Annotated in this window: 9 protein-coding genes; 6 read left to right on the plus strand and 3 right to left on the minus strand. The window is 62.8% G+C overall.

Annotated elements, in window-relative coordinates; translation table 11 throughout:
* The coding region (locus AC0AP0_RS04235) for an NAD(P)H-hydrate epimerase (RefSeq protein WP_490429474.1) at positions 1–992 on the minus strand (992 nt) is incomplete at its 3' end.
* Between the two features lie 133 nt (positions 993–1,125).
* Between AC0AP0_RS04235 and AC0AP0_RS04240 the strand changes: the two genes are divergently transcribed.
* Positions 1,126–1,815, plus strand: coding sequence for an MgtC/SapB family protein (locus tag AC0AP0_RS04240; protein ID WP_110413281.1), 690 nt, complete (start codon positions 1,126–1,128; stop codon positions 1,813–1,815).
* Positions 1,816–1,865: 50 nt separating this feature from the next.
* Here AC0AP0_RS04240 and AC0AP0_RS04245 read toward each other — a convergent pair whose 3' ends face one another.
* Positions 1,866–3,467, minus strand: a complete 1,602-nt coding sequence (locus tag AC0AP0_RS04245; RefSeq protein WP_110412939.1) for an ABC-F family ATP-binding cassette domain-containing protein — start codon at positions 3,465–3,467, stop codon at positions 1,866–1,868.
* A gap of 117 nt (positions 3,468–3,584) precedes the next feature.
* Positions 3,585–4,802, minus strand: a complete 1,218-nt coding sequence (locus tag AC0AP0_RS04250; protein ID WP_490429475.1) for a TspO/MBR family protein — start codon at positions 4,800–4,802, stop codon at positions 3,585–3,587.
* Positions 4,803–4,985: 183 nt separating this feature from the next.
* Between AC0AP0_RS04250 and AC0AP0_RS04255 the strand changes: the two genes are divergently transcribed.
* The 5 genes from AC0AP0_RS04255 to rapZ form a co-directional block, all read left to right on the plus strand.
* Entirely contained in the window at positions 4,986–5,588 is a 603-nt protein-coding gene (locus tag AC0AP0_RS04255) for a DNA-3-methyladenine glycosylase I (protein WP_490429476.1), read from the plus strand.
* A 162-nt stretch (positions 5,589–5,750) separates the two neighbouring features.
* Complete coding sequence (uvrA, locus tag AC0AP0_RS04260) at positions 5,751–8,672, plus strand: excinuclease ABC subunit UvrA (protein WP_110413280.1); 2,922 nt, start codon at positions 5,751–5,753, stop codon at positions 8,670–8,672.
* On the plus strand, positions 8,669–10,969 hold the full coding sequence (gene uvrC, locus AC0AP0_RS04265; RefSeq protein WP_490429477.1) for an excinuclease ABC subunit UvrC: 2,301 nt from the start codon (positions 8,669–8,671) through the stop codon (positions 10,967–10,969). The genes uvrA and uvrC overlap by 4 nt, the downstream gene beginning before the upstream one ends.
* 47 nt (positions 10,970–11,016) lie before the next feature.
* Complete coding sequence (locus AC0AP0_RS04270; protein WP_490429478.1) at positions 11,017–12,003, plus strand: shikimate dehydrogenase family protein; 987 nt, start codon at positions 11,017–11,019, stop codon at positions 12,001–12,003.
* A 2-nt stretch (positions 12,004–12,005) separates the two neighbouring features.
* A partial coding sequence (rapZ, locus tag AC0AP0_RS04275) for an RNase adapter RapZ (protein WP_490429479.1) occupies positions 12,006–12,832 on the plus strand: 827 nt, incomplete at its 3' end.

Below are 12,832 nucleotides of genomic sequence, written 5' to 3' on the forward strand. Positions count from 1 at the left end.
CCCACCTGCTCGGGGCCGCAGTAACGGATCATGCCCACGTTGCCGCTGGCAGCAGCCTTGCTGGAGAGCAGCCCGGCGCCATGGTAGAGGGCGGAGCCGGTGACCAGGCCGACCACGCCCCGGCTGTACTTGGTGTCATCCACCCGTGGCGCTCGTAGGAGACTGGCGCAGTCCTCAGCGCTCATGCAAGAGACGCTCGGTACCAGGGCCGAGGTGTCAAACCCGAAGTCCACCAGGACGATTCTGCCGCAGACATAGGCAGCTGGGGGCAGCATCAGGCAGGGTTTCATGGCCCCCATGGTCACGGTCACATCAGCCGGGATGTAGGCCCCGGGCAGGGTTCCCTCGTCCACGTCCAAACCGGAGGGGGTATCCACGGCCAGCACCAAGGGCCTATCCTGACCGGCGGGGTCGTGCCAGGCTGGTCTGTCGGGCAGACCGCTCTCCATGCCCAGTTCTGCGGCCAGAGTAGCAGGAATGCCGCGCAACGCCCCCTTGAGGCCTATACCCGTCATGGCATCGATAATCAGATCCGCCTGTCGGCATAGCTCCAAGACTTGGTCCAGACCCTCGGATGTCTGATCCGGTCCGGAGGGGGTCTCGCAGCCGGGGATGGCTGCCTGAGGATCCAGAGCCGTGACCACTCCGCCGGCACGGAGAAGGGCGTCCAACCCACCCTGATGCAGGCTCCGCCCAGTGGCCACCACAGTCACGTCGGCTCCATGCCCGGCCAGATCGGCCGAGGCATAGAGCCCGTCGCCGCCGTTGTTGCCGGCCCCTGCCAGCAGGACGATTCTGGCGCCTGCAGGCTCCAGCCCGGCCTGGGTGAGCATGACATCGGCCACGGAGGCCAGGGATCCCGCGGCGACGCGCATCAAGGGGACCCCGTCATCCAAAAACGGCTGCTCAAGTGATCGGATCATGTCGGCGGAATAGGCGCTGGTGGCGAGGGTCCGGCGGGCTTCGCGGCGCTCATCTGATGACGGCTTCATGGCATCACACCCCTCATTCAAAAGGTCCACGTGCGGCGGCGTGGCCGGCCACGTGCTTGCTCCACTCTATCCGATGGCCATGTCCTGCAAGCGTTATAAGGTCTGCCTATTTAAGAGGGCAGGAAGGGAAATCATGCAGGGATTCGCATTGCCGAACCAAGGTCAGATTATGGCGGTGGTCTTGACGGTGGTTCTCTGTGGTCTGATCGGCTTCGAGCGCGAGTTCCTCAAGCACGACGCTGGCATCCGCACTCACATTCTGGTGGGTCTGGGCAGCTGCCTGTTCACCATGGTCTCCCTCTATGGCATACAGGCCGCTGTAGGCAACTACTCCTGGGATGCCTCGCGAATCGCAGCCGGGGTGGCCTCCGGCATAGGCTTCATCGGTGCCGGCGTCATCTTTTTCAACCACGATTCTGTCAAGGGTTTGACCACGGCCAGCGCCATCTGGGTGGCCGCCGCCGTGGGCATGGCCTGTGGAGTCCAGCTCTTCGCCATCGCCATCCTGGCGGTCGTCTTCTACTTTCTGGCCGTTCTGGTCATCGCGCCCATCCTCAAGTGGTTCCTGCGCAACCGGCAGAACACAGTTCTGCGCATCGTATATCAGGACGGCCACGGCTGCCTGCGCGAATCCTTGCTGCTGGCCACCCGCATGGGCTTCGAGTCCCGGGTGCTGACCATCCACGAGCTGCATCGGGATGCCTGGAAGGGCGCCGATGTCACCGTCAACCTGCTGGGCAAGGGGGATGTGACCGAACTGGTCGAATCCATAGGGCAGACTCCAGGGGTCAAAGGGGTTGAGGTTCTGGGGGAGGACGACTGACCCGCTGACCGACACAGACGACCCACAGGCATGGGCCAACCGATGGTTGCCTACTCTTCGGCTACCAGATCCAGATAGTCGTCGCTCCAGAGGTCCTCATCACCGTCGGGCATGAGCAGCACCCGCTCAGGGTTGAGCGCCTTGACGGCCCCTTCGTCGTGGGTGACCAGCACGATGGCTCCCTCGTACTTGGCGATGGCCTTGAGTATCTCGTCACGCGAAGCGGGGTCCAGGTTGTTGGTGGGCTCGTCCAACAGCAGGACGTTGGCCCGGCTGGTCACCAGGGTGGCCAGGGCCAGTCGGGTCTTCTCGCCGCCCGAAAGCACCTTGGTGGGCTTCATGGCGTCGTCCCCCGAGAAGAGGAAGGAGCCCAGGATGGTCCGCGCCTGGGTGTTGTCCAGGTCAGGGGCCACATGCTGCAGGTTCTCCAGAACGGTGACGTCGTTATCCAGGGTGTCGTGCTCCTGGGCGAAGTAGCCGATCTTGGCCCCGTGCCCCAGGGTCACCTTGCCCGTGTCGGGCTGCTCGATGCCGGCCAGCAGGCGCAGGGTGGTGGTCTTGCCAGCGCCGTTGTATCCCAGGATGACCACCCGGGAGCCCTTGTCGATGGCCAGGTTGATGCCAGCGAAGACGATGTTGGATCCGTAGGCCTTGGAAAGGTCCTCGGCCATGATGGGCGTGCGGCCGCAGGGGGCAGGATCCGGGAAGCGCAGGTCGGCCACCTTTTCGGCCTTTTCCGCCTCCTGGGTGTCGGCCAGCAGGCGCTGGGCGCGGCGCATCATGTTCTGGGCGGCCACGGCCTTGGTGGCCTTGGCGTGCAGTCGGATGCCCTGACGCATCAGACGATCGGCCTTCTTCTCGGCCACCTCCCGTTCGCGGCGACGGCGCTCCTCGTCCACCACCCGCTGGCGCAGGTAGGCCTTCCATCCCATGGTGTACATGTCGATGCAGGAACGCTGGGCATCCAGGTGCCAGATCCGGTTGACGGTCTCGTCCAGCAGCTCGGTGGAGTGGGAGATGATCAGGAAGCCTCCCTCGAATCGGCGCAGGTAGCCCTTGAGCCACTCGATGGAGTCGGCATCCAAATGGTTGGTGGGCTCGTCCAGAATCAGGGTGTCGGCATCGGAGAAGAGGATTCTGGCCAGCTCGACCCGTCGGCGCTGACCGCCGGAGAGGGTGCCCAGTGCCTGCTGCAGGGTCTCCTGGCTCAGCCCCAGGCTCTCGCCCATGACGATGGCTTGTGACTGTGCCGCATAGCCCCCGGCGTTCTCGAAGTCCTGCTGGGCCTTGTCGTAACGCTTCATGGCCTTTTCCATGACCTTGGGGTCGGGACTGGTCATATCGGTCTCGGCCTTGCGCATCCGTTGGATGATGGATGCGATGTCCCTGGCGCTCATGACCCGATCCAGGGCGCTCTGCTCGGAGTCGCCTGCATGGGTGGACTGGGGCAGGTACCCCAGCTGTCCGGTCACCCGCACCTTGCCGGCCGAGGGGAGCATGTCGCCGGTGATGACCCTGGTCAGCGTGGTCTTGCCGGCGCCGTTGCGGCCCACCAGGCCGATCCGGTCGCCCTTGGTCACATGGAAGTCGGTGGCTTGCAGGAGTAGTCGGGCACCTATTCGGATCTCAAGTCCCTGCGCCTCAATAGCCATGCCGCCTCCGACCCCGCTTTCCTTATGGATTCAAAACTTGCAAGGGACCATGGTAGCAAGAAGCAAGCCCCGCCAGTGCGTCTCGGCTGACGGGGCAATGGATGGATCATGGATGGGTCAGCGGCGGACCAGCCTGAACTTGCTCCAGGGGAAGTAGACCAGGAAGGCGCCTACGGCCGTCAGGGCGATGACCAACACACCCATGGCGGCCGCGAAGGAGAAGATCCTGATGCCGATGCCCAGGCATGCCCAGATGACCACCAGGCCGAAGACCCAGTCCTTGCCATGCCTGTTCATCAGATAAGCTACGGCCAGGAGGGCGCCGACTACGATGATGGTCGCAAATCCTTGGACGGCATTGCCGACCTTGTGCCCGGCAGCCACCATGTATCCGGCGTTGACCAGGGTGGCAACGCTCAGCCAGCTGGCGTAGATGGACAGGGGGATCCAGTCCAGAGCCTTGGCGGCAGTGGGGGTCCCGGCCTTGGTGGCATCCCTGCGCACCAGCGCGTAGAGCATCCAGGCCAGCACAGTCAGAATGAGGATGATGACCAAAGCCCAGAAATTGCGCTCCATGTGCCACATGGCCAGCCAGGCGATGTTCAGGCAGCAGGTGGCCACGAAGAGCAGTCCGCTCAGCGTGAAGGGCAGGAAGCCCAGACGTTTGCGACTGGGGCCGGCCAGGCAGAAGCGGAAGAGCCAAATGGCCAGGGCGATGTAGATGACCCCCCAGATGGCGAAGACGTAGCCGGCGGGCATGATCCACAGATCGACCTTGCGGGCCAGGCCGCCCACGGTCGTGCCATTGAAGTGGTAGACCTCCGCATAGCCGTTGAAGCCCACCATAGCCACCCAGGCCACCCAGAGCACGATATCCTCGAAGAGCTTCCAGCCGCGTCCCTTGGAGGATTCCTGCTCCTTTTCAGGCTGACCCTGCTTTTGTTGCTGGTCCTTTGCTTGGTTTTGTGCTTGATTTGATTCCTGCCCTGCTTTATTGCTGCTGCGATCAGAGCGCCTCTCGCCTCCATTGGCGGTCTCCTCGGCACTGGTTTTTGCAGTCGGTGCCTTCTTCGACGAATCATCAGACTGCTTGGCTGCGGCATTCGAAGACGGTGAACCTGAGCTAGATGAATTCGAAGTAGACGACTTTGGAATCGATGAATTCGAAGCTGACACACCTGAAGATGCCGAACCTTCATTTCTTGATTCCCGGGTTGCCGATGACGAGTCTGAATTTAATTGGCTGCCCTGCATGGCAGGGGAGGTGCGCTTGGCCCTCTCGACCGGGTCCTCATCGTCGGTCCAGAGTCTGCGCGGATTGTCCTTGTCAGTCATGGCTCATGCTTCCTCTCCTTGCCGGCCGCAACCGTACTGCCGCCATGGGGATGGCCCCGGGCATGGCCGACCGGCCTCTGCTCCAACTCTAAAGCGGCCAGCCTGGCTCAGTGGTATTGACCACCCAGTTCGGACGGCCGCCGGTGCTAGCCTGAAGCCGAACGTCGGAAAGGGGAGTGCAGCATGGCCGAACCTTCACATCGATGCGACTGGGCTCAGGTGGATGACCCTCTCATGCGCAGCTACCACGACCAAGAGTGGGGCCGCCCCTTGCATGGCTCCCAGAGGCTCTTCGCCATGCTCTCCCTGGAGATATTCCAGTGCGGGCTCAGCTGGCAGCTGATCCTGCACCGCCGCCAGGCTCTCTTCAAGGATTTCGACAACTTCGATATTCAAGCGGTCGCCGCTTTCGACGCCGACAGAATCGACCGTCTCATGGTCGACCCTGCCATTATCCGCAATCGACGCAAGATCGAAGCCACGGTGGCCAACGCCGCCCTGATCGTTCGCCAATTTCCCGGTGAGGAATTCGACCGCTACTGTTGGTCCTTCACCGGTGGATCGGCCATCAACCACGACTACCTGGACGATCCGTCCATACCGCGCTACGACCACTTGTCTGCCATCGTCTGCAAGGACATGCGCGACCTGGGCTTGCGCTTCCTAGGTCCGGTGACGGTCCATTCATTTCTCCAAGCGACCGGCATAATCAACGACCACCAGCATGACTGCTTCCTCAATGGCTGTGGTCGCCCGCCCCTGGATCCTCCAGCCCCGGCCATCTAAGCCGTCATCGAACACCTGTTCGAATTATTCGGCCCCGGCGATATTATGGTCAGGCTTTGGCCTCAGCCTTGGCCATGGGTCTTCAGGGAAGCGGATGGGAAGCACGTGAATCAGCAGAACAAGCCTAAATCGACAGTGGACGCGGCCATTGAAAACCCGCGCATGATCGAATCCAAGGGGTCCTTGGTGGCGGACCTGTCCATGGTGCCCAACGACCGCAAAATCGTCATCCAGGGCGCCCGGGCCCACAACCTCAAGAACGTTAACCTGTCCATACCCCGCAACCGTATGGTGGTCTTCACCGGCCTGTCAGGCTCCGGCAAGTCCTCCCTGGCCTTCGACACCCTCTTCGCCGAGGGTCAGCGCCGCTACGTGGAGTCCCTCTCCGCCTACGCCCGCCAGTTCCTGGGCCAGATGGACAAACCCGACGTGGACTTCATCGAGGGCCTGAGTCCGGCAGTCTCCATCGATCAGAAGACCACCAATCGCAATCCCCGATCCACCGTGGGCACCATAACCGAGGTCTACGATTACCTGCGTCTGCTCTTCGCCAGAACCGGCATTCCCCACTGTCCGATCTGCGGGGCCGAGGTGCGCGCCCAGACGCCGCAGCAAATCGTCGACACCCTCATGTCCAGGCCCGAGGGAACTCGCTTCCAGCTGCTGGCACCCATCGTCAAGGGCCGCAAGGGTGAGTTCGTGGAGACCCTGGAGCTCCTCCGCTCCGACGGCTACTCCCGGGCCATCATCGATGGGGACATGCACCAGCTGTCCGATTCCATCAAGCTGACCAAGCAGAAGAAGCACACCATCGAGGTGGTGGTGGACAGGCTGGTCATCCGCGAGGGCATGCGTCAGCGGCTGACCGACTCTGTGGAGACGGCCCTGCGTCTGGCCAAAGGCACGGTAGTGGCCGACTTTGTGGATATGAATGCCAAGGATCCCGAGCGTCGTCAGCCCTTCTCCGAGAAGCGGTCCTGCCCCAACGGCCACGAGTTGGAACTGGACGAGATCGAGCCTCGAACCTTCTCCTTCAACGCCCCCTATGGAGCCTGCCCGGCCTGCACCGGTCTGGGATTCAACTTGGAGATCGACCCCGAGCTGGTAGTACCTGACCCGGAGAAGAGCCTCAAGGACGGGGCCGTGGAGCCATGGAGCGGCACCAAGAGCCAGCAGCGCTTCTATGGCCACCTGTTGGACGGCCTGGCCAAGGAGATGGGCTTCTCCACATCGACCCCCTGGAAGGACCTGCCCGAGGAAGTCCGCCACGCTGTCATGTACGGACACGACTTCAAGGTGGATGTTTCCTACCGGAACCGCTGGGGCCGCCTGCGCGAGTACACCACCGGGTTCGAGGGCGTGGTCCGCACCCTGATGCGTCGCCACGACGAGACCGACTCGCAGCCTATGAAGCAGTACTACGAGTCATACATGCGCGAGGTACCCTGCCAGGTTTGCCACGGCAAGCGCCTGAAGCCCGAGGTCTTGGCCGTGACCGTGGACGATCTGTCTATTGCCCAGGTCTGCGACATGGCCGTGTCCGCCAGCCTAAAGTGGGTGGAGGGCCTGCATATGGAGGGCGCTCAGGCCAAGATTGCCGGCGAGGTCCTCAAAGAGATCCGCGCCCGCCTGCGCTTCCTCAACGACGTGGGTCTGAACTACCTGACCCTGTCTCGGGCGGCAGCAACCCTCTCCGGCGGCGAGGCCCAGCGCATCCGTCTGGCCACCCAGATCGGCTCCGGCCTGGTGGGCGTCATGTACGTGCTGGACGAGCCCTCCATCGGCCTGCACCAGCGGGACAACGACCGGCTGATCAAGACCCTGCAGCGGCTGCGTGACTTGGGCAACACCCTGATTGTGGTCGAACATGACGAGGACACCATCCGCCAGGCCGACTGGCTGGTCGACATCGGCCCTGGAGCTGGCGAACATGGCGGGGAGGTCATCTTCTCCGGGCGCTCGCAGGACCTGGTCAAGGCCTCCCGCTCCATCACCGCCGACTACATCGCCGGACGCCGTTCCATCGAGGTGCCCAAGCACCGCCGCAAGACCAGCAAGACCCGCCAGCTGACCGTGGTGGGGGCTCGGGAGAACAACCTGAAGAACCTCAAGGTATCCTTCCCGCTGGGAGTCATGACCCTGGTCACCGGCGTATCCGGCTCAGGCAAGTCCACTCTGGTCAACTCCATCCTCTATCCGGTTCTGGCCGACCAGCTCAACAACGCCCGCATCGTGCCCGGCAAGCACATCCGGGTGGAGGGTGTGGACCAGGTGCGCAAGGTCATCCACGTGGATCAGAACCCCATCGGCCGCACCCCACGCTCCAACCCTGCCACCTACACCGGCGTCTGGGACAAGATCCGTCAGCTCTTTGCCAAGACCCCGGAGGCCCAGGTGCGTGGCTATGGTCCCGGCCGCTTCTCATTCAATGTCAAGGGCGGCCGCTGCGAAACCTGCCACGGTGACGGAACCATCAAGATCGAGATGAACTTCCTGCCCGATGTCTACGTCCAGTGCGAGACCTGCCACGGCAAGCGCTACAACAGGGAGACCCTGGAAGTCACATACAACGGCAAGACCGTCTCGGACGTGCTGGACATGCCCATCGAGGAGGCCTCCCACTTCTTCAAGGCCTATCCCTCCATCGCCCGCTACCTGGACACCCTGGTTGACGTGGGTCTGGGCTACATCCGCCTGGGCCAACCGGCGCCCACCCTGTCCGGAGGCGAGTCCCAGCGGGTCAAGCTGGCCACCGAGCTGCAGCGGCGCTCCGACGGCAAGACCGTCTACATCCTGGACGAGCCCACCACGGGCCTGCACTTCGAGGATGTCCGCAAGCTGCTCAAAGTCCTGCACGGCCTGGTCGACAAAGGCAACACGGTCATTGTCATCGAACACAACTTGGATGTAATCAAGACCGCCGACTGGATCATCGACCTGGGCCCCGAGGGTGGAGACGGCGGCGGCACCGTGGTGGCTCAGGGCACTCCTGAGCAGGTGGCCGCCAACCCGAACAGCTGGACCGGCAAGTATCTGAAGCCCATGCTGGATCCTGCCAAGGTAGCCAAGGCTGCACGATCATGACCCGCAGCTGCTTCGAGCGTCACGCGCCGCAGGTATGGCGACGCACCGCCCAAGCCCTGGAAGAAGAGTCCGCCACCGGCACCATAACCGGCGTCAACAAGAACGGCGCGCCCCTGCTGGGAGACAGCCGGGACCTTTTCCGCCCTAAAACCTCCGACATCCCCGCCCAGCCGGGCGTCTACAAGTGGCGGGACGGCGACGGCCGGGTCATCTATGTGGGCAAGGCCAAGAACCTGCGCAACCGCCTGACCAACTACTTCCAGCCCCTGGAAAACTTGCATCCGCGCACCCAGACCATGGTGCTGACGGCCCGGAGCCTGGAGTGGACTGTGGTGGGCACCGACCTGGAGTCACTGACCCTGGAATATACCTGGATCAAGGAGTTCGACCCACGTTTCAACGTCAAGCTGCGCGACGACAAGACCTACCCCTACCTAGCTGTCTCCGTGGGGGAGGAGTTCCCCCGGGTATGGATGACCCGCGTGCGCAAGCGGCACGACACTCGCTACTTTGGTCCCTACGCCAAGGTCTGGGACATGAAGCACACCCTGGATGCCTTGCTCAAGACCTACCCGGTGCGCACCTGCACCCCCGGCGTCTTCCGCAAGGCCAAACTCAGCGGCCGCCCTTGCCTGCTGGCATCGATCGGCAAGTGCTCAGCCCCCTGCGTGGGCCGGATCAGCGCCAGCGAACATCGGCGTCTGTGCACGGAGCTGACCGGGGTCATCACCGGTAGGTTGGGCAAGAGCTACCGGGCAGGGCTGACCAGAAGCATGCAGAGGGCCAGCAAGGAGCTGGACTTCGAGAAGGCCGCCCGGCTGCGCGACCAGATCGCCATGCTGGACACAGTCATCGAGCAGAATGCCGTGGCCTTCGCATCCAACGTGGATGTGGACGTCTTCGGGGTAGCCTCGGATGAACTGGAGGCCTCGGTCCACGCTTTCTTTGTGCGCTCGGGTGCCATCCGCGGCGAACGCAACTGGAGTGTGGAGCGGGTCGAGGACGTCTCCGATAGCGAGTTGATCAGCGACCTGCTGGTACAGGTCTACTCAGACCTGATGAATGAGAACGACAGCGAACTGCACAAGCTGCCCGAGAATTCCGATACACCCGTCTCCATCAGCCAGGACAGGGATGCCATGGGCTCCACCCAGAAGGTCACGGCCCTCGATGCCGAGGCCCGGGCCAAGGCCACCAGGAGTCGACACCAACATCAGGATCAGACCGGACGTGCCGACCTGCTGGCCCCCATTTCGCCGGTGCCTCCCGAGGTCATCGTCCCCATCCAGCCCGATCGGACCGGTGACCTACAGGAGTGGCTGCGGGAGCTACGCGGGTCGGCGGTGACCATCCGAGTGGCCAGCCGGGGGGAGAAGAAGTCCCTGATGGACCGGGCCAACGCCAACGCCCGCCAGGCCCTGCAGCGCAGCAAGCTCAGCCGCATGAGCGACATGGGCACCCGCACCCAGGCCATGAACGACGTGGCCAAGGCCCTTGGGCTGGATCGCGCCCCGCTGCGCATCGAATGCTACGACATCTCTAACACAGTAGGCGGCCAGTTCCAGGTAGCCTCTATGGTGGTCTTTGAGGACGCGGTCCCCAAGAAGTCCGAGTACCGTCGATTTGCTATCCGCGGCGAGGACGGCAAGGGCGCTGTGGACGACATGAGCGCCATCTACGAGACTCTGACCCGTCGTTTCCGCCACGGCAACATCGCTGGCGACAGCGGTGACAGCATGGAAGCAGAGCGAAAGGCCAGCGACAAGGCACCAGAATTGGTGGAGCAGGAGGAGGGGGCCATCGTTCAGCAGAACACCGCCGCCCGCCACTTCGCCTACAAGCCCAACCTGATCGTAGTCGATGGCGGCAAGCCCCAGGTGACCGCTGCTGGCCGAGCCCTGCACGACTGCGGGGTGGACGATGTGGCCCTGTGTGGCCTGGCTAAGCGCCTGGAGGAAGTTTGGGTGCCTGACGATGACTATCCCATCATCCTCAAACGCCAGTCCGAAGGCATGTACCTGCTGCAGCGCGTGAGGGACGAGTCCCATCGGTTCGCCATCTCCTACCATCGGCAAACCCGACGCAAGGGTGCCCTCCGGTCAGCCCTGGACGAGATTCCAGGCATCGGCCCCGCCTACCAGAAGAAGCTGCTCAATCACTTTGGATCAGTGAAGCGCATGCGCCAGGCCTCCCAGGAGGAGCTTGAGGCCGTCAAGGGCATCGGCTCAGCCAAGGCTGAGGCCATCTACCAGGCCCTGCACAGCGACCAGGATCGGGCCGGGGACAGCCAGCGATAAAATGGCTCAAGAGGCGGGCAAAGGCCATGCCCTGAATTGATTGGTGCGTGATTGCAGATATGAATGGACCTGATCGTCGCTGTGCCGTCTTGGGCGATCCTATCAGTCATTCCCTCTCGCCCCTTCTGCACAGTTCAGCCTATGATGCACTAGGCCTGAACAACTGGCACTACGACCGAGCGCGCGTGGACGCTGACGGTCTGGCGAATTTTATCTACGGCCTTGACCCGTCTTGGGCAGGGCTCAGTCTGACCATGCCCTTGAAGAGTGCTGTGGGCCCCTTGGGCAATTTTTGTGATTACTGGTCTAAGACTCTGGAAGTGGCCAATACAGCAGTCTTTGAGCACAGCGGCCCCGCCAAAGGATTGTCTCTGTACAACACAGATGTAGAGGGGATAGTGGCTGCTCTACTGGAGGCTGCCGGCTGCTGCCGCGCTGATGAAGACGCTGACGATCTGGCCGCCCTGCTGGAGGCTGCCGGTCAGGGTCGGCAGGACAAGCTTCCCGACCAACCGTATAGGGGAGCGCGGGCCCTGGTCATCGGCAACGGAAACACAGCTGAGTCCGCCTTCTGCGCCTTGAAGATGCTGGGGGTCGAGCGTGTGGACCTGCTTGCTCGCAATCCGGAGCACTGTGACCATATGCTGGACCTCGCCTCGCGGCTGGGCTTGCCTGCGCCGGCCGTCACCGCCATGGACCAGGCTGGGAAGGCCGAAAGGACTCTAATAAGGGCCAATATAATCGTCTCTACTCTGCCTTCAGGTGCAGCTGATCCCCTGGCCGATCTGCTCAATACCGCTAGGAGTCCAGAGGCCGATGCCGACAGTTGCCTGTGCTCAGTCCTGCTGGACGTAGTCTATGAACCCCGACCCACCCAGCTCATGAAAGCATTCTGTCGCCAGCCGGCTGCTCGGGCCATCAGCGGCGAACGCATGCTGCTGTATCAAGCCGTGCGTCAAGTGGCGCTGATGACCGACCGACCCCTGGCCGCTGTTCCGGCAGCTGCTATGGACCAAGCCTTGAGGGAGACATGACTATGACGACGGAAAAACCGCCCTTCGCAGGCTTCGAGGTACTGCTGATCACAGGCATGTCCGGTGCAGGACGCACTCGCGCTGCAGACTCCATGGAGGACATGGGCTGGTATGTGGTCGACAACATGCCCCCGCGTCTACTTGTACCCCTTGTCGACATGATGACTTCCGCCGGAAGCTCCCTGCACCGCCTAGCTGCCGTTATCGATGTCCGTTCACGCTCCTACTTCGACGACCTGTCGGCTGTGCTCAGCCATCTGGACGACCTGGGCGTGCGTTGCCGCATCCTCTTTTTGGATGCCTCCGACCAGGTGCTGGTCAAGCGCTATGAGTCCGTTCGCCGACCCCACCCTCTACAGGGCTCTGGCCGCCTGATCGACGGTATTCACGAGGAGCGCCGCCTGCTGGGCGGACTCAAAGAGCGTGCCGACATGGTCATCGACACATCCAAACTGAGCATCCATCAGCTCTCCACCCGCCTCTACGAAATGGTCTTGGGCTCCGGACCGACCACCGTAGGCGTGCACATCATGAGCTTCGGATTCAAGTACGGTCTGCCCATCGACGCTGACTTCATAGCTGACGTGCGCTTCCTGCCCAACCCTTACTGGGTTCCGGAGCTGCGTGATCTGAACGGCCATGACGGCCCGGTCCGTGACTATGTGATGGCCAGCAAGGGCGCTAAGGAGTTCCTGGATGCCTACACGACCGCCATTCTGACCGCGCTCAGCGGCTACGCACACGAAGATAAGCACTATGTGACCATCGCCTTTGGCTGTACTGGCGGACAGCACCGCTCAGTGGCCATGGCCGACGCTCTGGCCGCCCG

It is taken from the genome of Bifidobacterium sp. POST2/T3 (B1) (genome assembly GCF_058197115.1).